This is a genomic window from Microcella flavibacter (assembly GCF_012530535.1).
Classification (GTDB): domain Bacteria; phylum Actinomycetota; class Actinomycetes; order Actinomycetales; family Microbacteriaceae; genus Microcella; species Microcella flavibacter.
Genome location: NZ_CP051299.1, coordinates 1,186,861 through 1,211,163, shown reverse-complemented (window position 1 = coordinate 1,211,163; position 24,303 = coordinate 1,186,861). Strand labels below are relative to the sequence as shown.

Annotated in this window: 22 protein-coding genes; 11 read left to right on the top strand and 11 right to left on the bottom strand. The window is 74.2% G+C overall.

Translation table 11 applies throughout. The annotated features are described in order from the left end of the window. Complete coding sequence (lepA, locus tag HGB54_RS05720) at positions 1 to 1,857, bottom strand: translation elongation factor 4 (protein ID WP_168915592.1); 1,857 nt, start codon at positions 1,855 to 1,857, stop codon at positions 1 to 3. Positions 1,858 to 2,117: 260 nt separating this feature from the next. On the opposite strand from lepA, the gene rpsT reads away from it, so the two are divergent. Beyond that, on the top strand, positions 2,118 to 2,378 hold the full coding sequence (gene rpsT / locus HGB54_RS05715; protein ID WP_168915591.1) for a 30S ribosomal protein S20: 261 nt from the start codon (positions 2,118 to 2,120) through the stop codon (positions 2,376 to 2,378). A gap of 155 nt (positions 2,379 to 2,533) precedes the next feature. On the opposite strand, the gene holA is transcribed toward rpsT, so the two are convergent. The 5 genes from holA to HGB54_RS05690 form a co-directional block, all read right to left on the bottom strand. Further along, a complete protein-coding gene (gene holA, locus HGB54_RS05710) occupies positions 2,534 to 3,574 on the bottom strand; it encodes a DNA polymerase III subunit delta (RefSeq protein WP_168915590.1) in 1,041 nt (346 codons plus the stop codon). A gap of 115 nt (positions 3,575 to 3,689) precedes the next feature. Next, the gene (locus HGB54_RS05705; RefSeq protein WP_168915589.1) at positions 3,690 to 6,089 is read right to left on the bottom strand and encodes a ComEC/Rec2 family competence protein; all 2,400 of its coding nucleotides are present in this window, start codon (positions 6,087 to 6,089) and stop codon (positions 3,690 to 3,692) included. Beyond that, positions 6,086 to 6,853, bottom strand: coding sequence for a ComEA family DNA-binding protein (locus HGB54_RS05700; RefSeq protein ID WP_168915588.1), 768 nt, complete (start codon positions 6,851 to 6,853; stop codon positions 6,086 to 6,088). The genes HGB54_RS05705 and HGB54_RS05700 overlap by 4 nt, the downstream gene beginning before the upstream one ends. Positions 6,854 to 6,951: 98 nt before the next feature. Next, entirely contained in the window at positions 6,952 to 9,603 is a 2,652-nt protein-coding gene (leuS, locus tag HGB54_RS05695; protein WP_168915587.1) for a leucine--tRNA ligase, read from the bottom strand. Positions 9,604 to 9,625: 22 nt separating this feature from the next. Continuing rightward, positions 9,626 to 11,047, bottom strand: a complete 1,422-nt coding sequence (locus HGB54_RS05690; protein WP_168915586.1) for an anthranilate synthase component I family protein — start codon at positions 11,045 to 11,047, stop codon at positions 9,626 to 9,628. 225 nt (positions 11,048 to 11,272) lie between these two features. On the opposite strand from HGB54_RS05690, the gene HGB54_RS05685 reads away from it, so the two are divergent. The 3 genes from HGB54_RS05685 to HGB54_RS05675 all read left to right on the top strand — a co-directional run bounded on the left by HGB54_RS05685 (position 11,273) and on the right by HGB54_RS05675 (position 14,334). Continuing rightward, the gene (locus HGB54_RS05685) at positions 11,273 to 12,934 is read left to right on the top strand and encodes a DUF2510 domain-containing protein (RefSeq protein WP_168915585.1); all 1,662 of its coding nucleotides are present in this window, start codon (positions 11,273 to 11,275) and stop codon (positions 12,932 to 12,934) included. Positions 12,935 to 13,051: 117 nt separating this feature from the next. Next, on the top strand, positions 13,052 to 13,969 hold the full coding sequence (locus tag HGB54_RS05680; RefSeq protein ID WP_168915584.1) for a DUF2510 domain-containing protein: 918 nt from the start codon (positions 13,052 to 13,054) through the stop codon (positions 13,967 to 13,969). Positions 13,970 to 14,022: 53 nt separating this feature from the next. After that, the gene (locus HGB54_RS05675) at positions 14,023 to 14,334 is read left to right on the top strand and encodes a tryptophan synthase subunit alpha (protein WP_168915583.1); all 312 of its coding nucleotides are present in this window, start codon (positions 14,023 to 14,025) and stop codon (positions 14,332 to 14,334) included. Between the two features lie 40 nt (positions 14,335 to 14,374). Here the strand turns inward: HGB54_RS05675 and HGB54_RS05670 are convergent, their stop codons facing one another. Further along, positions 14,375 to 16,933: a DEAD/DEAH box helicase gene (locus HGB54_RS05670; RefSeq protein ID WP_168915582.1), complete on the bottom strand. Its 2,559-nt coding sequence runs from the start codon at positions 16,931 to 16,933 to the stop codon at positions 14,375 to 14,377. A 125-nt stretch (positions 16,934 to 17,058) separates the two neighbouring features. Here HGB54_RS05670 and HGB54_RS05665 point away from each other — a divergent pair, with 125 nt between their 5' ends. Further along, a complete protein-coding gene (locus HGB54_RS05665; protein ID WP_168915581.1) occupies positions 17,059 to 17,277 on the top strand; it encodes a hypothetical protein in 219 nt (72 codons plus the stop codon). A 27-nt stretch (positions 17,278 to 17,304) separates the two neighbouring features. On the opposite strand, the gene HGB54_RS05660 is transcribed toward HGB54_RS05665, so the two are convergent. Beyond that, positions 17,305 to 18,156, bottom strand: a complete 852-nt coding sequence (locus HGB54_RS05660) for a CPBP family glutamic-type intramembrane protease (protein WP_168915580.1) — start codon at positions 18,154 to 18,156, stop codon at positions 17,305 to 17,307. Between the two features lie 129 nt (positions 18,157 to 18,285). On the opposite strand from HGB54_RS05660, the gene HGB54_RS05655 reads away from it, so the two are divergent. From HGB54_RS05655 to HGB54_RS05645, 3 genes are read left to right on the top strand one after another with little or no spacing between them, the layout of a single operon-like run. Further along, positions 18,286 to 18,513 (top strand): hypothetical protein, encoded by a 228-nt coding sequence (locus tag HGB54_RS05655; protein WP_168915579.1) that lies wholly within the window; start codon positions 18,286 to 18,288, stop codon positions 18,511 to 18,513. Then, positions 18,510 to 18,767 carry a hypothetical protein gene (locus HGB54_RS05650; RefSeq protein ID WP_168915578.1) on the top strand — a complete coding sequence of 86 codons (258 nt, stop codon included), beginning with the start codon at positions 18,510 to 18,512 and terminating at the stop codon, positions 18,765 to 18,767. Before HGB54_RS05655 ends, HGB54_RS05650 begins: the two co-directional genes overlap by 4 nt. A 7-nt stretch (positions 18,768 to 18,774) precedes the next feature. Further along, on the top strand, positions 18,775 to 19,026 hold the full coding sequence (locus HGB54_RS05645) for a hypothetical protein (protein WP_168915577.1): 252 nt from the start codon (positions 18,775 to 18,777) through the stop codon (positions 19,024 to 19,026). A 109-nt stretch (positions 19,027 to 19,135) separates the two neighbouring features. Here HGB54_RS05645 and HGB54_RS05640 read toward each other — a convergent pair whose 3' ends face one another. After that, positions 19,136 to 19,582 (bottom strand): GNAT family N-acetyltransferase, encoded by a 447-nt coding sequence (locus HGB54_RS05640; RefSeq protein WP_168915576.1) that lies wholly within the window; start codon positions 19,580 to 19,582, stop codon positions 19,136 to 19,138. 178 nt (positions 19,583 to 19,760) lie between these two features. On the opposite strand from HGB54_RS05640, the gene HGB54_RS05635 reads away from it, so the two are divergent. Further along, entirely contained in the window at positions 19,761 to 21,044 is a 1,284-nt protein-coding gene (locus tag HGB54_RS05635; RefSeq protein ID WP_228546000.1) for a DUF2510 domain-containing protein, read from the top strand. Here HGB54_RS05635 and HGB54_RS05630 read toward each other — a convergent pair. Then, a complete protein-coding gene (locus tag HGB54_RS05630) occupies positions 21,041 to 21,748 on the bottom strand; it encodes an alpha/beta hydrolase (RefSeq protein WP_168915574.1) in 708 nt (235 codons plus the stop codon). The two genes, HGB54_RS05635 and HGB54_RS05630, sit on opposite strands and share 4 nt — an antisense overlap. 51 nt (positions 21,749 to 21,799) lie before the next feature. Next, positions 21,800 to 22,228, bottom strand: coding sequence for a hypothetical protein (locus HGB54_RS05625; RefSeq protein WP_168915573.1), 429 nt, complete (start codon positions 22,226 to 22,228; stop codon positions 21,800 to 21,802). Between the two features lie 111 nt (positions 22,229 to 22,339). Here HGB54_RS05625 and HGB54_RS05620 point away from each other — a divergent pair, with 111 nt between their 5' ends. Together HGB54_RS05620 and HGB54_RS05615 are read left to right on the top strand one after the other, a co-directional pair. Beyond that, the gene (locus HGB54_RS05620) at positions 22,340 to 23,824 is read left to right on the top strand and encodes a phytoene desaturase family protein (protein WP_168915572.1); all 1,485 of its coding nucleotides are present in this window, start codon (positions 22,340 to 22,342) and stop codon (positions 23,822 to 23,824) included. After that, the gene (locus tag HGB54_RS05615) at positions 23,824 to 24,285 is read left to right on the top strand and encodes an SRPBCC family protein (RefSeq protein ID WP_168915571.1); all 462 of its coding nucleotides are present in this window, start codon (positions 23,824 to 23,826) and stop codon (positions 24,283 to 24,285) included. Before HGB54_RS05620 ends, HGB54_RS05615 begins: the two co-directional genes overlap by 1 nt. Positions 24,286 to 24,303: the final 18 nt, after the last annotated feature.

Sequence of the window (24,303 nt, the reverse complement as noted above, 5' to 3'; positions counted from 1 at the left end):
CTACTTCTTCTCCTTCTTCGTCTCGGTCTCGCCCGAGAGTGCGGCGATGAACGCCTCCTGAGGAACCTCGACGCGGCCCACCATCTTCATGCGCTTCTTGCCCTCCTTCTGCTTCTCGAGGAGCTTGCGCTTGCGGGTGATGTCACCGCCGTAGCACTTGGCGAGCACGTCCTTGCGCATGGCGCTGATCGACTCGCGGGCGATGATGCGGGCGCCGATGGCCGCCTGGATGGGCACCTCGAACTGCTGGCGCGGGATGAGCTTCTTGAGGCGCTCGGTCATGAGCACGCCGTAGGCGTAGGCCTTCTCGCGGTGCACGATCGCGCTGAACGCGTCGACGGCCTCGCCCTGCAGCAGGATGTCGACCTTGACGAGGTCGGCCTCCTGGTCCCCGGTGGGCTCGTAGTCGAGGCTCGCGTAGCCCGCCGTCTTGCTCTTCAGCTGGTCGAAGAAGTCGAAGACGATCTCGCCGAGCGGGATCGTGTACTTGATCTCGACGCGGTCCTCGCCGAGGTAGTCCATGCCGATGAGGGCGCCGCGACGCGACTGGCACAGCTCCATGATCGTGCCGACGTAGTCCTTCGGCGCGAGGATGGCCGCCTTCACCATGGGCTCGCTCACGCTCGCGATCTTGGCGCCGGTCGGGAACTCGCTCGGGTTGGTGACCGTGAACTGCTTGCGGTCGTCGGTCGTGACCTCGTAGGTCACGCTCGGCGCGGTCGAGATGAGGTCGAGGCCGAACTCGCGCTCGAGGCGCTCGGTGACGATCTCGAGGTGCAGCAGGCCGAGGAACCCGCAGCGGAAGCCGAAGCCGAGCGCCACCGAGGTCTCGGGCTCGTAGTTGAGCGCCGCGTCCGAGAGCTTGAGCTTGTCGAGCGCCTCGCGCAGCACCGGGTAGTCGCTGCCGTCGATCGGGTAGAGGCCCGAGAAGACCATGGGCTTCGGGTCGGTGTAGCCGGGCAGCGCGTCGGTGCTGGGCTTGCGCGCCATCGTGACCGTGTCGCCGACCTTCGACTGGCGCACGTCCTTCACGCCCGTGATGAGGTAGCCGACCTCGCCGACGCCGAGACCCTGGCTGGGGGTCGGCTCGGGCGAGCTCACGCCGATCTCGAGCAGCTCGTGCGTGGCCTTCGTCGACATCATCTGGATGCGCTCGCGCGGGCCGAGGCTGCCGTCGATCATGCGCACGTAGGTGATCACGCCGCGGTAGGCGTCGTAGACCGAGTCGAAGATCATCGCGCGCGTCGGGGCGTTCGCATCGCCGACCGGGGCGGGGATGCGCTCGACCACGCGATCGAGCAGGTCCTCGACGCCGAGGCCCGTCTTGCCGCTCACCCGCATGACGTCGTCGGGGTCGCCGCCGATGAGGCTCGCGAGCTCCTTCGCGTACTTGTCGGGGTCGGCCGCGGGCAGGTCGATCTTGTTGAGCACCGGGATGATCGTCAGATCGTTCTCGAGCGCGAGGTAGAGGTTCGCGAGCGTCTGCGCCTCGATGCCCTGCGCGGCGTCGACGAGCAGGATGGCGCCCTCGCAGGCGGCGAGGCTGCGGCTCACCTCGTAGGTGAAGTCGACGTGGCCGGGCGTGTCGATCATGTTGAGCGCGTAGGTGGTCTTCTCGACCTGCCACGGCATGCGCACCGCCTGGCTCTTGATCGTGATGCCGCGCTCGCGCTCGATGTCCATTCGGTCGAGGTACTGGGCGCGCATGTCGCGATCGCTCACGACGCCCGTCACCCCGAGCATGCGGTCGGCGAGGGTCGACTTGCCGTGATCGATGTGCGCGATGATGCAGAAGTTGCGGATCATCGACGGATCGGTCGCGGCGGGGGCGAGGGGCGTGAGGGAGCGCGGAGACATGTCGCGCCATTCTCCCACGGCGCGGGCCGGTGGCCGTGCGGTGCCCGGGATGCCCGGCCCGGGCATCCCGTCGCCGCCGCGCCGCCCGCCCGATTGCCGATGCCGCGTCGCGACTGGTAATGTCGCCTGTTGGCTTGCGTGTCAGGAAGCCCTCTCTCTTCCGACACGGAATGCGGCCCCGGTTCGCCACGGAGCATCACCGCTCCAGGCACCCCACGGCGGCCGCGTCACTCATCCGAACACCTCGAAGAAAGACAGTCATGGCGAACATCAAGTCGCAGATCAAGCGCATCAAGACGAACCTCAAGGCGCAGGAGCGCAACAAGGCCGTCAAGAGCGAGCTCAAGACGGCCGTGCGCCGCGCCAAGGAGGCCATCTCGGCCGGCGACAAGACCAAGGCCGCCGAGGCCCTCGTCGTCGCGACCAAGAAGCTCGACAAGGCCGCCAGCAAGGGCGTCATCCACAAGAACCAGGCGGCGAACCGCAAGTCGGCCATCGCCAAGCAGGTCGCGGCCCTCTAGGCCCGACCTCGTCGCCTCACGGCGCATCCGACGCCCCGCTCCGCCTGTTGGCGGGGCGGGGCGTCGTCGTTTCATGAAGACCGGGCGCCCCGCTCCGCCTCCCGGCGGGGCGGGGCGTCGTCGTCCGCGGGGCGCGCGAGTGCAGGGCGGGCGCGTCAGCCGACGGGCAGGCCGCGCGCCGCCACCATGCGCACGAGCATCTCGAGCGAGTAGACCGGGTCGCGGCCTGCGCCCTTGACCTGCGCATCGGCGTCGGCGACCGCGAGGATGGCGCGGCCGAGACCCTCCTCGTTCCAGCCCTGCAGGTCGCGGCGAGCGCGATCGATCTGCCAGGGGGCGAGCCCGAGCGATCCGGCGAGCTGCCCGCCGGAGCCGCGGCTGCCGCCCACCTTCGCCATCGTGCGCAGCTTCATCGCGAAGGCCGCGACCATGGGCACCGGATCGGCGCCGGTCGCGAGGGCGTGCCGCAGCAGCCCGAGCGCCTGCCCGTAGTCGCCGGCGATGGCGGCGTCGGCGACGGCGAATGCGTTCGTCTCCACGCGGCCGCCGTAGTAGCGCGCCACCGTCTCGAGCGTGATGTCGCCGGTCGTGTCGGCGAGCAGCTGCTGGCAGGCGCCGGCGAGCTCGGCGAGGTCGTCGGTGAAGGCGCTCACGAGCGAGCGCAGCGCCGCGGGCGCGATGGCGCGCTGGGCGTGGCGGAACTCTGCCGCCGCGAACTCGGCCCGGTCGCTGTCGCGCTTCAGCTCGCTGCAGGCGACCTCGACGGCGCCGCCCGTGCCGGAGCGCACGGCGTCGAGCAGGCGCTTGCCGCGCACGCCGCCCCCGTGCCGCAGCACGACGACGACGTCCTCCGCCGGCGATTCGAGGTAGTCGATCATCTCGAGCAGGAAGGCGTCGGTCGTCTTCTCGACGTTCTCGACGCGGATGAGCCTCGGCTCCCCGAACAGGCTGGGGCTCGCGAGCGTGAGCAGCTCGCCGGGGCCGTAGCCGTCGGCGGTGAGGTCGTGCACCTCGAGGCTCGGATCGCGGTCGCGCAGGGCATCCCGCAGCAGGCGGCTCGCCCGATCGGCGAGGAAATCCTCGGGGCCGCTCAGGAGGATCACCGGCGCCGGCCGGATCTCGTGCCAGGCGAGCTGCGGGATGGCGGCCTTGGTCGTCTTCGCGCCGCGCGCTCCGCCCCGGGGTGACGCTGCCATCGGGCTCCTCAGAGGTGTCGGGGCGGCTCCCGGGATCGGGATGCACCGGCGCAAGCACGACGGCGGCTCCAGCCTATCCGCCGCCCCCGACGTGCGTCCCGCGCGGGTGCCGGGCTCACGGCGGCACAGCGATCCGGCCGCGCTCCGTCCAGACCCGCCACGCGCCGGGGTCGTCGGGCGCGGGGGCGATGAGCGCGAGGCCGTGCCGGTCGGAGCGCACCGCCACCCCGCCGGCCGCGCTGACGGCGTCGAGCGCCTCGGACGCGGGATGCCCGTAGCCGTTGCCCTCCCCCACCCCGATGAGCCCGAGCGCCGCGGCGGCGGCCGTGTACAGCGCGGGCTCCTGATCGGCCGAGCCGTGATGGCTGACCTTGACGACGTCGACGGGGCGGATGCGCACCGCGTCGAGCAGGCCGCGCTGGGCCTGCTGACCGAGGTCGCCGAGCGCGAGCATGCTCGGCGGGCACGTCGGGGCGCAGTCGCCCGCCGCCCGCCACTCGAGCACGAGGCTCGCGTCGTTGCCGGGCTCGACCCCGCGGTGGTCGGGCGGCCAGAGCACCCGCCAGCGCTGCGCGCCGAGCACGCCCTCCTCCCCCGCGGCGACCTGGCGCACCGCCGCTCCGCCGGCCGCGAGCCCGTCGAGGATCTCGACGTCGCGCTCGTCGGCGACGGGGCCCGCGATGACCTCGTCCACGCGCCCGACGACCACCTCGACCGCGCCGACGTGATCGTGATCGAAGTGCGTGAGCACGAGCAGGTCGATCCGCTCGACGCCGAGGGAGCGCAGGCAGCCGTCGAGCAGCTCGGGCTCGGCCCCGGTGTCGATGAGCGCGAGGCGGTCCGCCGAGCGGACGATCAGGGCGTCCCCCTGCCCGATGTCGCACTGCGCGATGGTCCAGTCGGCCGGGCGGCCGAGGTTCTGCAGGGTCGTCGCGCCCACGGTGAGACCGGCCGTCACGACGAGCAGCGCGGCCGTGCCGATGAGCACCCGCCGCCGAGCGCGCCCGCCCAGCACGGCGGGGATGCCGGCCACGAGCGCGAGCCCGGCGAGCACCACGGCGAGCAGCACCGCGCCGAGCCCGCCCTCCGGCCAGGGCAGCTGCGAGCCGGGCAGCTCGGCCGCGACCCGTGCGATGCCGCCGATCCACGACGCCGGCAGCCACGCGATGCCGGCCGCTCCGAGCGCGAGGGGCGGCGCCAGCGGGGCGAGCAGGCAGGCGATCATGCCGACGATCGTCGCGACGGGGGCGGCCGGCGCCGCGAGGATGTTCGCGGCGACGCCGGCGAGCGGGATGCTCGGCTCGAGCAGCACGAGCACCGGCTGGCTCGCGATCTGCGCGGCCAGGGGCACGGCGATCGCGAGGGCGAGGGGTGCGGGCATCACGCGTCCGAGCCGCTCGGCGAGCGGCCCGGAGAGCAGCAGCAGCGCGGCGGTGGCGAGCACCGAGAGCACGAAGCCGTACTCGCGACTCGTCCACGGATCGACGACGACGATGCCCAGCACGGCGGCGCCGAGCACCGGCAGCCCGCGCCCGGGCCGCCCGCCCGCGAGCGCCACGAGCACGACCGCGGCCATGACGGCGGCGCGCACGACGCTCGGCTCGGGGGTCACCAGCAGCACGAAGCCGCCGAGCGCGGCGAGTGCGGCAGCGATGCGCACCGGCCGTCGCCAGCCCGCGAGCGCGCCCGCACCCATCACGAGTCCGACGACGATGGCGCAGTTGGCGCCGGAGACCGCGGTGAGGTGGCTGAGGCTCGAGCGCTTCATCGCCTCGTCGAGGTCGTCGCCGACGGCGCTCGTGTCGCCGATCGCGAGCCCGGGCAGCAGGGCGGCGCCGTCGCCGGTGAAGGCGCTCGCGAGCGCGAGGAAGCGCGCGCGCAGACCGTCAGCGGCCGAGAGCAGCGCGGGAGCGGCCGCGACGACCTCGACGGCGCCCATCGGAGCGAGCAGGGCCGCGCGATCGTCCCCGGCCTCCGTCGGGATCGCCCGCCACCGCGCCTCGACCCGGGTGCCGAGAGAGAGCCGCTCCGGCGCCGGGATGCTCAGCACGCGCACCGGCACACTCACCGCGCTCGTCCTGCCGGACGCGCGATCCTCGATCGCGAGCAGCGTGCCGTCGACGCCGCCCGCCGCGCCGGGCATGACCGTCGCATCGAGCGCCACGACGCCGACGGCCGACCCGCCCTCCTCGACGAGCTCGCCGAGCGCGGGCGGGGTGCGCCCCGGCGCCGCGAGCGCGACGGCCGCCGCGACGACCACGAGCGCCACGAGCGACGGCAGGACGAGGGGCGGGATGCGGCGCGCGGCAGCGTGGCGGGAGGCCGGGCGACGGGAGGCGAGGAGCAGCGCGACCGCCGCGGCACTCGCCGCGATCGCGGTGGGCAGCGCGGCCGCCGGGAGCGCGACGAGGAGCACGGCGGTCAGCCAGCCCGCGCCCGCGGGCAGCGCGAGCCGCGCATCCACCGCCGCCGCTCTGCCGGCGCCGGGGACGCTCGCCGGTGCCGCGCCGCTCACAGCGCCACCTGGTCGCGCATGCCGTCGAGCGTGCGCTCGCCGATGCCCGAGACGGCGAGCAGCTCGTCCACCGCGCGGAAGGGGCCGTTCTCCTCCCGCCAGGCGACGATGCGGGCCGCCAGGGCCGGGCCGACGCCGGGCAGTGCCTCGAGAGCCGCGGCGTCGGCGGTGTTGATGTTGACGAGCCCGGCCGCCGCGCTCCCGGCCGCGGGGGTACCGCCCGCGGCGGCCGCCCCCGGTGCGGGCGGCGGCGCGACGACCTCGCCCGCCCGCGGCACCCGCAGCTGCTCGCCGTCGGCGAGGAGGCGGGCGAGGTTGACGCCGGCGAGATCGGCGTCGTCGCTGGTGCCGCCGGCCGCCGCGATGGCGTCGACGACGCGGTCGCCGGGGCGCAGCTCGACGATGCCGGGCGCGCGCACGGCGCCCAGCACGTGCACGATGACGGCCGCGGCCTGCCCCGCCGACTCCGGGTCGGCGCCGCCCGGCGCCGCACCCTCGCCGGAGGCGGAGGACGCGGGCTCGGGCGCGGTGCCGCCCGCGGCGACGGTGGTGGCCGTGCCGCCCGGGGTGACGATCGCCCCGACGACCGCGGTCGCGAGCCCGAGGAGGCCCAGGAGCAGGACGCCGCCGATCGCGGCGCGCACGCGCGCGGACCGGCGGGGAGCGCGCACCGGCAGGGGCTCGGGCGCGGACGGCGACGCCCCCGCACCCCTGAGCCGGCCGGAGGACGGAGGGGCGAGCACCTCGTCGTCGCGCGCCGCCATGCCGCCCCCGTCATCCCGCGAGGGCCGCCCCCGCGTGCGGAGACCCTAGGCGGGCGCGGCGCGGCCCCGGCGCGCAGGACGCCGGGGCCGGGGAGCGGCTAGCGCTGCGTCGCGATGTTGACGACCCGCGGCGCCCGCGCGATGACGCGCGCGACCGGGCGGTCGCCGATCGCCCGCTGCACGGCCGCCGAGGCCAGGGCGAGCTGCTCGAGCTCGTCGTTGCCGATCTTCGGGCTCACCTCGAGGCGGTCGCGCACCTTGCCGTCCACCTGCACCACCGCGGTGACCGACTCCTCGACGAGCAGCAGCGGGTCGGCCTTGCGCCACCCCGCGAAGGCGATGAGGCCGTCGCGGCCGCGGGATGCGTCGCCGCGCCCGAGCCGCTGCCACATGTCCTCCGCCGTGTACGGGGCGAAGAGCGACAGCGAGAGGGCCACGGCCTCGACGGCCTCGCGCACGGCGGGGTCGCCCGCGCCGGGGCCCGCGTCGACGGCCTTGCGGATCTGGTTGACCAGCTCCATGGTGCGGGCCACGAGGACGTTGAACTTGAAGGCCTCGACGAGCCCCGGCGCATCGGCGAGGAACCGGTGCGTGGCGCGGCGCAGCGCCGCATCCCCGGTCGCCGGATCGGCGTTGACCGCGGACGACACCTCGCCGGAGAGCCGCCAGGCGCGCGCGAGGAACTTCTGCGAGCCGGTCACCGAGACGTCGCGCCAGTCGATGTCATCCTCGGGCGGGCCGGCGAAGGCCATCGTGAGGCGTACGGCATCGACGCCGTACGAGTCGAGCTCCTCGGTGAAGTAGACGAGGTTGCCCTTCGACTTCGACATCTTCGCGCCGTCGAGGATCACCATGCCCTGGTTCAGCAGCGCGCTGAACGGCTCGGTGAAGCTCACGTAGCCCATGTCGAACAGCACCTTCGTGATGAAGCGCGCGTACAGCAGGTGCAGGATGGCGTGCTCGACGCCGCCGACGTACTGGTCGACGGGCGCCCACTTCTCGGCCTCGGACGGGTCGAAGGCGCGCTCGGCGTCGGTCGGGTCGAGGAAGCGCAGGAAGTACCACGACGAGTCGACGAAGGTGTCCATCGTGTCGGTGTCGCGGCGGGCGGGCTGCCCGTCGGGCGTGGTCGTGGCGACCCACTCGGCGGCGCCGCCCAGGGGCGAGGTGCCCTTCGGCTTGAGGTCGAGGCCCTCGGTGTCGGGCAGGCGCACGGGCAGGGCATCCATCGGAACCGGCACCTCGGTGCCGTCCTCCGTGTACATGATCGGGATGGGCGTGCCCCAGAAGCGCTGCCGGCTGATGAGCCAGTCGCGCAGGCGGTAGGTCTTCGCCGCGCGACCCGTGCCGCGCTCCTCGAGCAGCTCGATGACGCGCTTGATGGCGTTCTGCTTCGACAGGCCGTCGAGCGGGCCGGAGTTGATGAGCCGGCCGTCGCCCGTGAGCGCCTCGCCCGTGTGCGAGGGGTTCAGCTCGGGGATGTCGCCCGTCTCGAGCATCTCGGGCGTGATGACCGGGATGGCGCCCGTGACGGGGGCGTTCGTGTCGACGACGACCTTCACCGGCAGGTCGAAGGCGCGCGCGAAGTCGAGGTCGCGCTGGTCGTGGGCGGGCACGGCCATGACGGCGCCGTGGCCGTAGTCGGCGAGCACGTAGTCGGCGGCCCAGACGGGCATCCGCTCCCCCGTGACGGGGTTCAGCGCCCAGCGGTCGAGGAACACGCCGGTCTTCTCGCGCGAGGTGTCCTGCCGGTCGATCTCCGACTTCTTCTGCACCTGCTCCAGGTAGTCCTGGAACCGCATGCGCACCTCGGGCGTCGAGCCCGCGACGAGCTCGGCCGCGAGGTCGCTGTCGGGCGCGACGACCATGAAGGTCGCCCCGAACAGCGTGTCGGGCCGAGTGGTGAAGACGGTGACCGGGCTGTGGTGGCCCTCGATCACGAAGTCGACGTCGGCGCCGGTCGACCGGCCGATCCAGTTGCGCTGCATCGACAGCACCTTCGAGGGCCACGAGCCCTCGAGCTGGTTGAGGTCGTCGAGCAGGCGGTCGGCGTAGTCGGTGATCTTGAAGTACCACTGGGTGAGCTTCTTCTTCACCACGACGGCGCCGGAGCGCTCGGAGGTGCCGTCGGCGAGCACCTGCTCGTTGGCGAGCACCGTCTGATCCACCGGATCCCAGTTGACCCAGCTGTCCTTGCGGTAGGCGAGGCCCTTCTCGTACATCTTCAGGAACAGCCACTGGTTCCAGCGGTAGTACTCGGGGTCGGAGGTGTGGAGCACGCGGCTCCAGTCGAAGGAGGCCGCGTAGCGCGTCATCGAGGCGCGCTGCTGCGCGATGTTCTCGTACGTCCAGACCTTCGGGTCGACGCCGCGCTTGATCGCCGCGTTCTCGGCCGGCAGCCCGAAGCTGTCCCAGCCGATGGGGTGCAGCACGCTGAATCCGCGCTGGCGCCAGTGCCGCGCCACGACGTCGCCGAGCGCGTAGACCTCGGCGTGCCCCATGTGCAGGTCGCCCGAGGGGTACGGGAACATGTCGAGGATGTACTTGCGCGGCCGCGTCGCGTCGTCCTCGGTGATGGAGAAGGGCTGCAGCTCCTCCCACACGGGCGCCCAGTGGGCCTCGATGCGCCGGAAGTCGTAGGCGTTCTCGTCGCGGTCGTCGTGCGGGCGGTTCTCGTCAGTCACGGAAGGTCTCTCGCAGAAAAGGCGGGTGGGGCAGCGGGGATGCGGCGCGAGCGCGCCGTCTGTCATCGTACCCGCGGCCCGGCGGCGCTCAGGCGCGCTCGACCGCGAGCGCGGCGAGGATCGCGGCGGCCTTGAGCCGCATCTCGGCGACCTCCTCGGCGGGGACGCTGAGCGCCGTGATGCCGCCGCCGGCTCCGACGGTCGCCGTGCCGCCCTCGAGGACGGCGCTGCGGATGACCATCGCGAGATCGGCCGCGCCGTCGGCGGCGACATACCCCATGCATCCCGAGTAGACGCCGCGCGGGGCCCCCTCGAGCTCGGCGAGCAGCTGCATCGCGCGGCGCTTCGGCGCCCCCGTCATCGACCCGGCCGGGAAGCAGGCGGCCACCGCGTCGAGCGCGTCGAGACCCGGTCGCAGCCTGCCCTCGACCGTCGAGACGAGCTGGTGCACGTGCGCGTAGGTCTCCACCTCGAGCAGCCCGGTGACGGTCACCGTGCCGAGCTCGCTCACGCGCGAGAGGTCGTTGCGCATGAGGTCGACGATCATGAGGTTCTCGGCGCGCTCCTTCTCGCTCGCGGCGAGCTCGGCGATGAGGGCGGCATCGGCAGCGGCATCCGCCCCCCGCGGTCGCGTGCCCTTGATCGGGCGCGTGCGCACGATGGTGCCCCGCTCGTCGCGCTCCACGCGCAGGAAGGTCTCGGGGCTCGCGCTGACGAGCGCGGTGCCGCCGATGCGGATGACGGCGCCGTGGTGCGCGGGACTGCCGGCGCGCAGGCGGGCGTGCAGGGCGAGCGGGTCGAGACCGGGGGCGTCGACCTGCACCGAGGTCGTGAGGCACAGCTGGTAGGCCTCGCCGTCGCGGATCGCCGCCTGGCAGCGCTCGACGAGCGCGGCGTAGCGCGCGTCGTCGTCGCGCCGCCGGGGGCGCGGCTCGCCGGCGCTCGCCGAAGCGTGGCCGGCGGTCGCCGGGGCGTCAGTGCCGTCGTCGCGGGATGCCCCGCGCAGGCCCGCCACGATCGCGAGCACCCCCTGCCGCCAGTCGTCGAGCTCGGCGCTCCAGACGCCCGTGCCCGCCGGATCCAGCGCCACGAGCTCGGCCGTGCCGCTCGCGTGATCGAGCAGCACGCCGCGGTCGACGGCGAGCCAGGCCGCCCGGTGGTGGGCCGGAGCGTCGGCGACGGGCATCCCCATGGTCTCCTCGGCGAGCTCGTACCCGAACCAGCCGATGAGGCCCAGCGGCACGACGTCGTCCGCCGCGGCGGGCTCGAGCGCCGGCATCGAGGCGAGGGCGGCGCGCAGCTGCGGCAGCACCGGCAGCCCGGGCTCGAGGGCGACGCGGGAGCCGGTGGCGAGCAGGGAGCGCCCGGCCTCGGCCGCGGCGCCCGAGTCGAGCCAGACGAGATCGGCCCCGGGGTCGTGCGCCTCCATGGCGGCGGCCAGCGCGGCGAGCGCGGGAGGACTGTCGAACGGGTGGCGCAGCAGCCCCGCGCGCCGCCCCCCTCGTCCCATGCTGCGAGTGTACGAGCGAGCGCTCGCGACGAGGCTCGGAGCGCGCGGCGCAGCGGCCCCCGGAGGGGCCTGAGGCGCCGCACACAGCGGCGCATGCGCTGTTCGGAATGCGCATGCTCGCCACCCGGACTGGGGGCGTGCGGGCACTCCCCCTGCCCGCCGGCCGTCCGTAAGCTGGCGGCAGTCGCGCCACGGGTGCGCGGCACTGATCGGGGGATCGATAGCGTGAGCGACGACGAGTACGGGCGAGTGCCGGCCGGGTGGTACCCGGACCCTCTCGGCCTCCCCCAGCTGCGCTGGTGGGACAACCACGCGTGGACCGAGCACGTCTCCGACGCCCGGCAGCCCGTGGTGCCCCAGGCCGCCGCGACGACGACCTTCGCCGACGACGAGCTGCCCGAGCGCGACGAGGTCGACCCGATCGGCACGAGCGGCGTCGTCGTCGAGCAGCCGAGCGCGCAGGTGCTGCGCGAGCTCGAGCCGCCGCGCACGAACCCCGTCCCCCTGCTCATCGAGCCGGACGTGATGCAGGCGGCCGCGGCCGCCGCCGACGTCCCGCCCCTGCACGCCTCCGTGCCGACCACCCCGCCGCCGGCCGCGCCCGCCGCCGTGCCGAGCTACACCGCGGCGCCCGCCGCCGAGCCCGCAGCCGGGCCCGCCTCGTCGACCGCGGCGCAGGACATCCCGGCGTGGCAGCAGCCCGCCGCCGCCGCGACGCAGCCCGCCGCGACGGCCACGCACGACCACGAGCAGCCCGCCGGCAGCGTGCCCGGGCCCGTGCCCGCCGCCTCGGCGCCGGCGGCCTACTCCGCCGGGTACCCCTCGGCCGCGCAGCCCTCCGCTTCGCACGCCTCGGCCGCGCATCCCTCGGCCCCCGTCGGCGGCGCGCCCTTCGGCATGAACCCCGACTACGGCGGCTGGACCACCGATGCGGCGGGCGCCGCGCCCGGCACCTCCGCCCCGTTCGGCTCGGCTCCCGCGTACGGGGCGCCCGGGCAGACCCCGGGCTACGCGCCGCAGCAGGCCGCCGGCCAGGGCTACGCGCCCCAGCCCGGGTTCGCGCCGCAGCCGGGATTCGCACCGCAGTACGGCTCGCCTGCCGGGTACGGCTCGGCGGCGGGCTACGGCTCGACCCCGGGCTACGGCTCCGCCGCGGGCTTCGGCTCCGCGCCGGGTGCTCCCACCTACGCTCCCCCCGTCACCGAGACGCCCGTCGCCGCGACGCGGCGCCGGGGCGGAGGGGCCTCGATGAGCGCCGGCACCGCCGCGACGGCTCCCGCGCTGCACACGGTCTCGGCCTGGGCGATCGCCCTCCTGCCGATGCTGCAACTGCTGCTGAGCCTGCTCGTCGTCGCCGCCTTCACCGGGGGCCAGAGCGTGCCGATCATCGCGATCCTGTGGCTCGCCCCGTACCCGATCGTCATCGTGCTCGCCCTCATCGATGCGCGGGGCCTGCGCCGGCGCGGCGTCGACCGCCCGGCGAGCGGGCTCTGGGCGCTCCTCGGCCCGCCCGTCTACCTCACGGCGCGCGCCGTGCGCCTCAGCCGCTTCTCCGGCGCGGGATTCGGGCCCGTCGCGGTCTTCCTGCTGCTCGGCGGACTGCAGGCGGGCGCGGTCATCGCCGTGCCCGGCCTCATCATCGGTGCCGTGCCGCAGCTGTTCGCGGCCGAGGCCTCCAACAGCATCGAGCTCAACGCCCGCAGCATCGGCTCGAGCCTCGACGTGACGTGCCCCGACACCCCGCCGCTCTTCATCGGCCAGCAGTTCCGCTGCCCCGCCGAGTCGAGCGACGGCACCACCGTCGTGGTCACCGCGAGCCTCCAGCGCAGCAACGGCTGGATCGCCTGGCAGGTCGACGACTGGGGCGTCTACACGCTCGGCGGATAACCGGATACGCACCATCGGCTCGCCCCCGCCGACCGGCGGAGGCGGCGGACCGCACGGCAGCGGGTGCCGCGCGGAGTACCGACCGGGGGGTCGGATCGATCGGGGGATCGAATGAGCATGACGACGACGACGCGGGTACCGGCGGGCTGGTACCCCGACCCGCTCGGCGACGCGGGCACGACCCGGCGCTGGTGGAACGGCGAGATCTGGACGGAGTACACCGCTCCGCTGTCGTTCGGCTCGCCCGCGAGCGGCGCATCGACGTCGAGCGCGGCGGCCAGCGCGGCGGAGGACGCGGCGACGACCGCGAGCGGCGGCACCGTCGCCGGCACCCCGCTCGCGCCGACCGCGCACGACTCCGCGCTCGCCGCCCTCGCCATGACGCTGCACGCCGGCTCGCCCGCGGCGAGCCCGTGGGACGCGCTGCCCTCGGTGGCCTCCGCGACGGTCTTCTCCCCCGCCGCGGTGACGCCGGCGAGCGGGGCGACGGGGGCCACCGCGATCCGGCCCGCGCCGATCCGGCGCCGGACGATCGCGTCGGCCGACCCGGCCGAGGCCGAGGGGACCCGAGCGGTCGTGACGGCGCTCGACGAGCTCGGGCCCCTCGCGGCGCCGGCCGTGCATCCCGTCGCCCGACCGGCCGCGCGGGTGCACACCAGCGCGGTCTGGATCATGACCGCGATGCCCGCCGTGCACCTGCTGCTGGCGGTGGCGATGGCCACGCAGTACCCGGTGGACGCGCCCGGCTGGACGGTCGTGCTCGCGCTGCTGCTGCCGCTCATCTGCTGCACCGGTCTCGCCGACGTCGACGCGCGCCAGCTCGGGGAGGACGGGCATCTGCGGGTTGCGCCGTGGGGCCTCGCGCTCGTCGCGCCGCCGCTGTACCTGCTCGTGCGCGCCGCGCTGCTCGCGCGCGTCCGCCGCGCGGCCTGGGCGCCGCTCATCGTCTGGATCGCCGTGCAGGTCGCGGTGCTCGCCCTCGGCCTCCTGCTCGCGCCCGCCGCCCTCGCCGCGGTGGTCGCCCTCATCGTCTGAGCCCGCCCCCCGGGTTCAGACGCCACCCTCCGAGCCTCTCGTAGGCTCGGAGGGTGACCTCTCTCCCCCGTCGTCCCGGCGCGAGCCTCGAGCTGCTGCGCGCGGAGGCGCACGACGAGCTGCAGACCGTCGTGCACGAGCGCCTGCGCGAGGGGCAGGACCCGTGGGACTTCATGGAGGAGCTGCCGACCGTCGACGAGCTGGTGGTGTGGATGCTCCGCGCCGAGCGCATCCGCGAGGACGGCGAGCGCACGCCGACCCCCGCCCGCGACTACCGCGTGCTGCGCCAGATCGCGCTCGACCACCCCGCGCTCACGCCCACGGTGTGGCGCATGCTCGGGCGCCTCGGGGCCGACGCCGGCTGACGCCGGACGCCGCGAGCCCGCGCTCCCGCGCGCACCCCGCCTACAGCCGTCGCAGCCCCGCCACCCGCACGACCGCGACGCCCTGCTCGGCGCTCTCCTCGAGGTCGACGACCGCCTCGATGCCCCAGTCGCGATCGCCGGCGGGATCCTCGATGACCTGCCGCACCGCCCACGTGCCGGGAGCATCCACCGGGCTCTCGTCGATCTGCACCATGCTCGCCGCGCGCGCCGCGCCGCCCGTGCCGATCGCGTCGTGCTCGTCGTAGTAGGCGTCGAGGGCCTCGGGCCAGCCGGCATCGGGGTCGAGGGCCACGAGATCGTCGTCCCGCTGCAGCGCCGCGAGCTGCACGCGGCGGAACAGCTCGTTGCGCACGAGCACCCCGAAGGCGCGGCGGTTGGTCGTGACGTCGGGCGGAGGCGGCGGCACCACCGGCACCGAGGGATCGGTCGTCGGGTTCGACAGCTGCTCCCACTCGTCCTGCAGGCTCGAGTCGACCTGGCGCACGAGCTCCGAGAGCCAGGCGATGAGGTCGCGCAGCTCCTCGGTCTTGGCCTCGTCGGGCACTGTCTGGCGGATGGCCCGGTCGGCGTCGCTGAGGTAGCGCAGCAGCAGGCCCTCGGAGCGCGCGATGCCGTAGTGCGAGACGTACTCGGTGAAGGTCATCGCCCGCTCGAAGATGTCGCGCACCACCGACTTGGGCCTCAGGCTCGCATCGCGGATCCACGGCTGCGAGGAGGCGAAGGTCTCGAACGCCTGCTCGAGCAGCTCGGCGAGGGGCCGGGGGTAGGTGATCTCGTCGAGCGCGTCCATGCGCTGGTCGTAGTCGAGGCCCTCGGCCTTCATCGCGCCGATCGCCTCGCCGCGGGCGCGGTGCTCCTGCTGGTTCAGCACCGGCCGCGGGTCGTCGAGCGTCGCCTCGATGACGCTGACGACGTCGAGCGCGTAGTGGCCGGTGCCGATGCCGCCGCGGTGCGCGCCGGTCTCGTCGCGCGAGGCGCCCTCGACGTCGTCCGGGTCGAGCAGCTCGATCATGGCGAGCGCGAAGGGCGACAGCGGCTGGTTGAGCGCGAAGTTCGGCTGCAGGTCGACGGTGAGGGCGATGCGGGGCGGATGCCCGGCCGGCACGTCGCGGTCGATGACGAGCACCCCGGCCGCGACGAGCGTCTTGGCGATCGAGAGCGCCCGGCGCACGAGGTCGCGGCGCTGCGCGGCGGGCTCGTGGTTGTCGGTCAGCAGCGAGCGGGCGTGCTCGAAGACGTCGCCGCCGCGGGCGATGATGTTGATGAGCATGGCGGCCGAGACGCGCATGCGGCTCTCGAGCGGCTCGGGCACGCCGCCGACGAGGCGCTCGAAGCTCGTCTCGCTCCACGTGACGAAGCCCGCGGGCGCCGCCTTGCGCACGATCTTCTTCTTCTTCTTGGGGTCGTCCCCCGCCTTCGTGGTGGCGAGGGCGTTCTCGATCTCGTGCTCGGGCGCCTGCACGACGACGAGCCCCGAGGTGTCGTAGCCGGCGCGCCCCGCGCGGCCGGCGACCTGGTGGAACTCGCGGGCCGTGAGCTGCCGCGTGCGCACCCCGTCGTACTTCGACAGCGCCGTGATGAGCACCGTGCGGATGGGCACGTTGATGCCGACCCCGAGCGTGTCGGTGCCGCAGATCACCCGCAGCAGGCCGCGCTGGGCGAGCACCTCGACGAGGCGGCGGTACTTCGGCAGCATGCCGGCATGGTGCACGCCGATGCCCGCGCGCACGAGCCGGCTGAGCGTCGCGCCGAAACCGGTCGTGAAGCGGAAGTCGCCGATCGCGGCGGCGATCTCGTCGCGCTGCTCACGGCTGACGATGCGGATGCTCGACAGCGCCTGCGCGCGCTCCATGGCGGCGGCCTGACTGAAGTGCACGACGTAGACCGGCGCCTGCCGCTCGTCGAGCAGCCTCTGCACGGTCTCGTGCACGGGCGTGCGCACGTACTCGTAGGTGAGCGGGATGGGGCGCTCGGTGTGCGTGACCTCGCTCACCGGCCGGCCGGAGCGGCGGTGCAGATCCTCGGCGATCGCCGAGACGTCGCCGAGCGTGGCGCTCATCAGCAGGAACTGCGTGCTCGGCATCGTCAGCAGCGGCACCTGCCAGGCCCACCCGCGCTCGGGGTCGGCGTAGTAGTGGAACTCGTCCATCACGACGAGGCCCACCTCGAGCCCGTCGCCGTGGCGCAGCGCCAGGTTCGCCAGGATCTCGGCCGTGCAGCAGATGATCGGCGCATCCCCGTTGACCGCCGAGTCGCCCGTGACCATGCCGACGTTCTCGGCGCCGAAGACCTCGACGAGCTGGAAGAACTTCTCGCTCACGAGGGCCTTGATCGGCGCCGTGTAGTAGCTGCGGCGGCCCTCGGCGAGGGCGACGGCGTGCGCGGCGACCGCGACGAGGCTCTTGCCCGAGCCGGTCGGCGTCGCGAGCACCACGTGCGCCCCGGCGACGAGCTCGAAGACCGCCTCCTCCTGCGCGGGGTACAGCGGCCTGCCGCCCTCGGCCGCCCACCCGGCGATGGCGTCGAACGCCGCGCCGGCCTCGTACGGTGCGGGCATGCGCTCCATCAGCGGGATCATCTGCTCGAGTCTGCCCTATCCCCCGGCCGCGCCCGTGTCCAGCCCCTGGATGCTCGGAGCGGGCCTTGGTTCACTGGGGTCGATCGCACTCACGCGGTCGAGCGAGTTCCAGGAGGAGCATCCCGATGACCGAGAAGAACGCACCCCACGAGAACGAGACCATGCACGACGCCGACGCGGTCACCGAGCCGGAGCAGGCGCCCGAGGACGGCCGCTTCGACATCGGCGAGGGCGTCAGCGGCGTCGCGGAGACCGATGCCGAGACCGAGACCGACCCGGCGAACCCGGAGTTCGACGACGCGCGGCGCAGCATCGAGGGCGTCGGCGAGGACCGCGACGCCTGAGCGCTTGCGCCCTCGTGCCGTCGCCGATCAGCTCGGCGACGGCACGAGGAAGATCGGGATGAGCCCCGGGTTGTGGGCGTGCACGATCACGAGGAACACCACGAGGTCGAACAGCAGGTGCACGATCAGCACGTAGGTGAAGCTCTTGGTGCGGGTGAAGATGAAGCCCTGCAGCAGGGCGAAGGGGATCGTGAGCGCGGGGCCCCAGGCCTGGTAGCCGAGCTCCCAGAGGAAGCTCACGAAGATGATCGCCTGCAGGATGTTCGCCACCAGCGGGCGGAAGTGGCGCAGCAGCAGGGCGTAGCAGGTGCAGATGAAGAACAGCTCGTCCCAGGTGCCCACGGCGTTGACGCCCACGAACAGCCGCGCGATCTCGTCGGGCGCCTCGACGGCCGGCCAGTTGAGGTAGACCTCGCTCGTGATGAAGTAGAACGGCAGGATCAGCCAGCCGAGGAACGGCACGGTGAACAGGTACGACTTCTCCCACGGCGCCCACTTCTGGCCGCTGCGCCACGGGAACCGGATGGCCCTGCGGCGGTACACGAACCGATCGATGAGGAACGGCACGAGCACCGCGAGCGTGAACACCGTGCCGAGCACGAGGATGTTGCCGTAGCTGATGTCGGCCTCGACGCTCACGAGGCTGACGATCGTGATGCCGATGCCGATGAGCAGCAGGTCGCGGAACAGCCCCCGGTCGACGACGAACGCGGCGATCAGGCTCGCGACGAGCAGCGCGTAGCCGCTGGGCCGCACCGGCTGGTCGTAGAGGCCGAAGAGCAGCACGGCCGAGAGCGCCACGCCGACGGCGGGCAGCAGGCGCGCCGCGGTCAGTGCGGGGACGTCGGTCGGATCGAGGGCGCGATCAGCGGCGGGCATGCGACCATCCTGCCCTGGATGCCCCGCTCGCGCCGCCCCGCACCGCGGTAGCGGCCGCACACGATAGACCCGTGCGCGCGCGCTGTCCAGCCCCTGTCGGCGGGCGCCCGCGTGCGCTTGTCTTGCCCCATGACCACACACGAGCAGGATGAGACCACGATGGGCCAGAACCCCGGAGCCGACGGCGACGTCGGAGCGGGCCACGGCGACGACACCCAGACCGGCGGGCACCCCACCGGTACCGAGCAGCCGCGCCCGGAGGAGCTGGAGCAGGACGGCGGCTTCGACGAGGGCCAGCGCGACGGCGGCATCCCCGGCAACGCGCCCGAGCACGACCACGACGGCGGCACCCGATGACCGCCGAGCACCACGACGGCCACGGCGGCGAGCACGACGACCACGTCGAGGTCTCGGCCGATGCGCTGGGCGGCACCAACGCGACCGGCGGCTACGGCGACGAGTCGACCGGGCTGAGCGACGAGGCGACCGCCGACGAGGCGCCCACCGAGAGCATCGACGCCGAGCCCGAGCTCAGCGACGACACCCCGCTGCTCGACCGCAGCCCGGGCGAGGACGCCGTGGACCCCCGCGGCGGGAACGCCGACCGGTGACGCCGTGATGGATGCTGCGCACGAGTCGCACGACGGCGACCCCGTCGCCGCCGACATCAGCGAGCGCGACCCCGCCACGGCCGACGCCGTCGCGGGCGAGCAGGTGCTCGACGAGGGCCGCGTGGCGCCGGATCAGGACGAGCTGCGCGACAACGCCCAGCCCGACGCCGACGCCGAGGAGTCGCCCGACGAGCGCGCGCACGCCGCCGACGAGCGCACCGACGCGGGCGCACCGCCCGCGCAGGAGGAGCCGGGCTGATCCCCCGCCCCACGAGCGGGGCTCGCGCCGGTCCGGCGCGCGGCCCCGCTCAGCGCTGCCCCGCTCAGCGCGACCTCGTTCAGCGCGGTCCCGTTCAGCGCGGCCCCGCTCAGCGCGGTCCGACCTCGCGCCACATCCCGCGCATGTCCGAGGATCCGAAGCCGGCCTCTTCGTAGACGTGCTCGGCCTCCGGGCTCGCGAACAGCCCCACCCAGATCGGCGCCGCCGCCTGCTCCGACGCCCGCGACAGCAGCCGATCGACGAGCGCCTCGGCGATGCCGGCGCCCTGGTGCTCCGGGTGCACGATGACGTCGTGGATCATGAGGTACTGCCGGCCATCGCCGAGCATCCGGGCCATGCCGACCGCCGCGCCGTCGGCGTCGAGGGCGACCACCCCGCGCACGGACGCGGCCAGCGCCTCCTCGATCGTGGGCCAGTGGAAGTGGTCGAGCCAGCCGACCGCCGCCGCCAGCGCGTGGAACTCCTCCGCGGTCGCGACCCGGTCGAGCAGGCGGGCCTGGCGCCCAGGCGGATCGCTCGGCGTGCGCTCGGTCATCTGCTCGTCGTCCCTCCGGTCGGCTGACGCGGCCCGGTCGCCGCTCGAGGCGAGTGTAGGACGAGCACGGGCTCCGCATGCCCCCCTGTCGCGGGGCGTGCGCACCGCCCGAAGCCGACGTACACTCGCCGAAGTCGTGTCCGTGAACCCGAATCACGGAATTGAGGGGGGACCCGTGATGGACTCTCGCGCCGCATCGCCAGCGCCGGGGTGGTACCCCGATGCCGCGCGCCCGGGCATCGCTCGCTGGTGGGACGGATCGGCGTGGACGGAGCACAGCGTGCTCATCGATCAGGCGCGGCCGGTCCTCGATGACGTCGAGAGCGTCGACAGCACCGCGCCCGTGCTCGCAGCGGAGCACTTCGAGTCCGCGGCGGCACCTTCCGAGCCGTCCGCACCTCTCAGTCGGCGCGAGCGGCGGGCGCTCGACGAGAGCAGAGGGTCCGACTCCTCTTCGCCCCCGCTGGTCGTCTCCGCCCCGTTCGCCGTCCCCCCCTCCGACGCCGACGAGTCCGCGGTCACTCCCGACCCCTTCGATGGCGCCGCGGGCTGGGCGCCGGTCGCCGCCTCCGCCGCACCGAAGGTCGAGGGCGGCCCCCTCAGTGGACCCTCGCTCCCCAGCGCCGATCAGCCCGCCGCAGTTACCGCCGCGCAACTCGCCGACGCTGCGCCGCCCGTGCCCGGTACCGCGGCGCCGGCTGAGTCGCTGCAGCCCGGATGGCCCGTGCTGCCCCAGCTCGCGGCGCCCGGGTCCGCCCTCGACGTCGCCTCCGCCGACTATGAGCCGATGGCGCGCACGTACCCCTCCTCCGCGGCGGCGCCGCCCTACATGATCCGCGGCAGCCTCCCCACCGGCACGGTCGGGGCGTGGGGGCTCGCCCTCATGCCGATCGTCATCGGTGCGGCACTCGCAGCGGTGGTGGCTCTCGTCGTCCTGCCTGATCCGAGTGTGCTGCTCATGACGAGCGCGGTGCTGATCACCGTCGCCGGCATCGGCGCCGGAACGCTGGTGTGGACCATCCTGTTCGCCGCTCTGGATCGGAGACGGCTGCGCACCCTCGGACACGATCGTCGCCCCTCGGTGCTCTGGGCCATCTTCCTCGGGCCGGTCGCATACTTCCTCGCCCGGATCGTGGCGCTCCGCGACAGCGGTCGTCGCTCCGCCGCTCCGCTCGTGGGCTACATCGCCGCGCTCGTGCTCGTCGGCGTCGGAGCGGGCGTCGCAGTGGGAGCCGGAGCGGCGAGCCTGACCACCGTCTCGCCCATCGTCGGCATCGAGTCGTCGCTCGAGGCCTCCCTCGCGCAGCAGGGGATGCCCTACGCGGTGCTGTGCCCGAGCGGCATCGAGCTCGCGCAGGGCGCCGTGATGACGTGCGAGGCGCGGGATGACCTCGGCGTCGCCGCGCTCGTCGAGGTGACCATCACCGACCCCGCCGGCGCGTTCTCCTACCGGGTGGTCTAGCCGCCCGCGGGCACCGCGCCCGCTCCCCCGGCATTCGCGGGGGCCTCGGCCCAGCGCGCGACCTCGTCGAGCACGAGCGGGTGCGCGAGCACGCGGAAGTGCCCGGCGAGGGGCAGCTCGATGTTCGTCGCCCCCTCCAGCCGGCTCGAGCCCGGCACGTACTGGTCGAAGCGGCTGTAGATCGACACGATGCGCGCGTGCACATCCGTCGCCGCGGCGAGCTTCCGGATCACCGGTCGGGTCGGCGAGAACTCGCGCCAGGCGCTGATGGCGTAGCGGGCGAGCGGCGAGCCGGGGAACGGCGCGTTGACGGCGACGAGGCGCGCGAGCCGGGCATCCCGATCCTCGAGCAGCAGCAGCTTGCCGATGAGGCCTCCCTTCGAGTGCCCCACGATGACCACGTCGCGCAGATCGTGGCGATCGAGGTACCGCTGCACGAGGGCCGCCGTCTCGGGGATCGGCCGGCTCGTGAGCCCCAGCTCCTCCGGCTGGTGCACGGCGTGCCCGCGGGCGCGCAGGTGCTCGCCGAGCGCCTCGAGATAGTGCCAGCTCTCGAACACGCCGGGGATGAGCAGCACCGGCCGTCGCAGCGCGTCGGCTTCGGGGCCCGGCGGCGTCATCCCCCACCGGATCGAGCGCCACCGGCGGCCCACGACGTAGGCGTAGTCCTGCACGAGCTCGCGCGCGGTGGACAGCAGGGGCACGGCCCCAGTCTCGCGCACCGCGTCCGCGGCGGCCCGCCGCTCGCACGGCGCTCACAGGTCGTCGATGCCGAGCAGCCGCACGCCCCCGTCGTGGGCGAGCAGCAGGGCCCGCAGCGGTGTCCCCGCCTCGGCGGCCGCATCGACGAGCACTGCGCCCCACGCGCACACCCCGCGGTCGGGATGCTCGCCACCGGGTCGCTCGAGCACCGCCACCACGCTCGCGGCCCCCGCCGAACGCGCGAGCTGCCCGATGATGCGGGCCATCCCCGCCACGGCGTCGAGCTCGGGATGCGCCGGGATGCCCTCGACGGGCACGAGCAGCGGCAGCTGCCGGCCCCGGGGGTCGAGCAGCATGAGCCACAGCTGAGGGCGGATGGCCGCTCCGACCAGGCGGGTGGCGCGGTCGAGCACCTGCGCGTCCGTGCGCAGCGGCTCGTCGTCATGGGCGGGAGGGCGGTGGCGTCCGATGGGCGTTCTCATGCCGGGCATCCTGCGCCGGCGCGCGGACGGACGGGAGCGCCCCGCCCGAACCGGGGAATCCGGTGAACGATCCCTGCACGGGGAGGGGCCGTGATGCGTAGGGTCGTGGGCATGACGGAGCGCACCTCGAGCACATCCGACCTCGGCGCCGCCGACGCGATAATCGTCGGCGCCGGCCCCAACGGCCTCGCCGCGGCCGTCACCCTCGCCCGCGCGGGCCTCGACGTGCTCGTGGTCGAGCGCTCGGCGACGATCGGCGGCGGCGCCCGCAGCGCCGAGCTGACGCTGCCGGGCTTCGTGCACGACGTGGGCTCGGCCGTGCATCCCCTCGCCCTCGCCTCGGGATTCTTCCGCCGGTTCGAACTCGATCGCCGCATCGAGCTGCGGGTTCCCGAGGCCTCGTACGGGCATCCGCTCGACGGCGGACGGGCGGGCGTGGCCTGGCGCGACCTCGACCGCACGGCCGACGCCCTCGGCGTCGACGGCCCTGCGTGGCGGCGGCTCTTCGCCCCGCTCGTGGCACGCTCGCAGGAGGTCGCCCAGTTCACCGGGTCGACCCTGCTGCAGCTGCCGCCGCACCTGCGCACGGCGGTCAATTTCGGCCTGCGCGCCCTCGAGCAGGGCACCCCGTTCTGGGGAGCGCGGTTCCGCGAGGAGGCGGCCCCCGCCCTGCTCACGGGCGTGGCGGCGCACTCCATCCAGCCGATGCCCTCGCTCGGCACCGCGGGCGTCGCGCTCTCGCTCGGCACGGCGGCCCACGCGGCCGGCTGGCCGATCCCGGTGGGCGGTTCGCAGGCGATCGCGGATGCCCTCGCCGACGATCTGCGCGCGCACGGAGGCCGCATCGTCACGGGCGTGCAGGTCGACGCGCTCGCCGAGCTGCCGCGCTCGCAGGTCGTACTGCTCGACACCTCGCCGGAGGCGCTCATCGACATCGCGGGCGACGCGCTGCCCGACGCCTACCGCCGACGGCTCGAGGGCTACCGCTACGGCAACGGCGTCGCCAAGGTCGACTTCGCGCTCGACGGCCCCGTGCCGTGGGCGGCGGCCGAGCTGCGGTCGGTGCCGACGCTGCACCTCGGCGGGTCGCGCGAGGAGATCGCCTACGGCGAGCTCGAGGTCGCCGCCGGGCGCCACGCGACCTCGCCCTACGTGCTCGTGGCTCAACCGACCGTGCTCGACGAGACCCGGGCTCCGGCCGGCAAGCACTCTCTCTGGGCGTACACGCACGTGCCCGCGGGCTCGACCCTCGATCCCACCGAGGCCGTCACGCGCCAGATCGAGCGCTTCGCCCCCGGGTTCCGCGACGTGATCCTGGCCTCCGCGGCCTCCTCTGCCGCGCAGATGGAGCACGGCAACCCCAACTACCTCGGCGGCGACATCGCCGTCGGCGAGCCGACGCTCGTGCAGCTCGCCGCGCGTCCCGTGCTCTCGCGCGACCCGTGGCGCACGCCGGTCGACGGGCTCTACCTCTGCTCCTCCGCGACGCCGCCGGGGCCCGGGGTGCACGGGCTCGCGGGCGCCTACGCGGCCCGCAGCGCGCTGCGCCACGACTTCGGCATCCACCGCCTGCCGTACCTGGGAGTCGGGCGCTGATGTCGGTGAACGTGATGGCGATGAACTGCCGCCCCGAGGACGTCTTCGACGTGCTGGCCGACGGCTGGATGTTCCCGACCTGGGTGGTGGGGGCATCCCGCATGCGCGCCGTCGAGGCCGGATGGCCCGAGGTCGGCGGACGACTGCACCACTCCTTCGGCATGTGGCCCCTCGTGATCGACGACACCACGACGATGCTCGAGTGGGATCCGCCGCGGCGGGCCGTCATGAAGCCCGCCGGCTGGCCGCTCGGCGAGGCGATGGTCATCTTCGAGGTGCGCGAGCGCTCGGCCGCGCGCGGCGGAGGCTGCGTCGTGCGCATGACCGAGTGGGCCGAGGCCGGCCCCGGCACCCTCGTGCCCGACCTCGTCGCCGACCCGGTGCTGCGCGTGCGCAATCACGAGACGATGCGGCGCCTCGCCTTCATGGCGGAGGGCCGCGGCGGCACCCACGCCGACTGAGCTGCCAGGCTCGGCAGG

What these genes read in the sequence shown, in the direction of transcription:
- lepA (WP_168915592.1), bottom strand. Translation starts at nt 1,857, where the DNA reads ATGTCTCCGCGCTCCCTCACGCCCCTCGCCCCCGCCGCGACCGATCCG.
- rpsT (WP_168915591.1), top strand. Translation starts at nt 2,118, where the DNA reads ATGGCGAACATCAAGTCGCAGATCAAGCGCATCAAGACGAACCTCAAG.
- holA (WP_168915590.1), bottom strand. Translation starts at nt 3,574, where the DNA reads ATGGCAGCGTCACCCCGGGGCGGAGCGCGCGGCGCGAAGACGACCAAG.
- HGB54_RS05700 (WP_168915588.1), bottom strand. Translation starts at nt 6,853, where the DNA reads ATGGCGGCGCGCGACGACGAGGTGCTCGCCCCTCCGTCCTCCGGCCGG.
- leuS (WP_168915587.1), bottom strand. Translation starts at nt 9,603, where the DNA reads ATGACAGACGGCGCGCTCGCGCCGCATCCCCGCTGCCCCACCCGCCTT.
- HGB54_RS05690 (WP_168915586.1), bottom strand. Translation starts at nt 11,047, where the DNA reads ATGGGACGAGGGGGGCGGCGCGCGGGGCTGCTGCGCCACCCGTTCGAC.
- HGB54_RS05680 (WP_168915584.1), top strand. Translation starts at nt 13,052, where the DNA reads ATGACGACGACGACGCGGGTACCGGCGGGCTGGTACCCCGACCCGCTC.
- HGB54_RS05670 (WP_168915582.1), bottom strand. Translation starts at nt 16,933, where the DNA reads ATGATCCCGCTGATGGAGCGCATGCCCGCACCGTACGAGGCCGGCGCG.
- HGB54_RS05665 (WP_168915581.1), top strand. Translation starts at nt 17,059, where the DNA reads ATGACCGAGAAGAACGCACCCCACGAGAACGAGACCATGCACGACGCC.
- HGB54_RS05660 (WP_168915580.1), bottom strand. Translation starts at nt 18,156, where the DNA reads ATGCCCGCCGCTGATCGCGCCCTCGATCCGACCGACGTCCCCGCACTG.
- HGB54_RS05655 (WP_168915579.1), top strand. Translation starts at nt 18,286, where the DNA reads ATGACCACACACGAGCAGGATGAGACCACGATGGGCCAGAACCCCGGA.
- HGB54_RS05650 (WP_168915578.1), top strand. Translation starts at nt 18,510, where the DNA reads ATGACCGCCGAGCACCACGACGGCCACGGCGGCGAGCACGACGACCAC.
- HGB54_RS05645 (WP_168915577.1), top strand. Translation starts at nt 18,775, where the DNA reads ATGGATGCTGCGCACGAGTCGCACGACGGCGACCCCGTCGCCGCCGAC.
- HGB54_RS05640 (WP_168915576.1), bottom strand. Translation starts at nt 19,582, where the DNA reads ATGACCGAGCGCACGCCGAGCGATCCGCCTGGGCGCCAGGCCCGCCTG.
- HGB54_RS05635 (WP_228546000.1), top strand. Translation starts at nt 19,761, where the DNA reads ATGGACTCTCGCGCCGCATCGCCAGCGCCGGGGTGGTACCCCGATGCC.
- HGB54_RS05625 (WP_168915573.1), bottom strand. Translation starts at nt 22,228, where the DNA reads ATGAGAACGCCCATCGGACGCCACCGCCCTCCCGCCCATGACGACGAG.
- HGB54_RS05620 (WP_168915572.1), top strand. Translation starts at nt 22,340, where the DNA reads ATGACGGAGCGCACCTCGAGCACATCCGACCTCGGCGCCGCCGACGCG.
- HGB54_RS05615 (WP_168915571.1), top strand. Translation starts at nt 23,824, where the DNA reads ATGTCGGTGAACGTGATGGCGATGAACTGCCGCCCCGAGGACGTCTTC.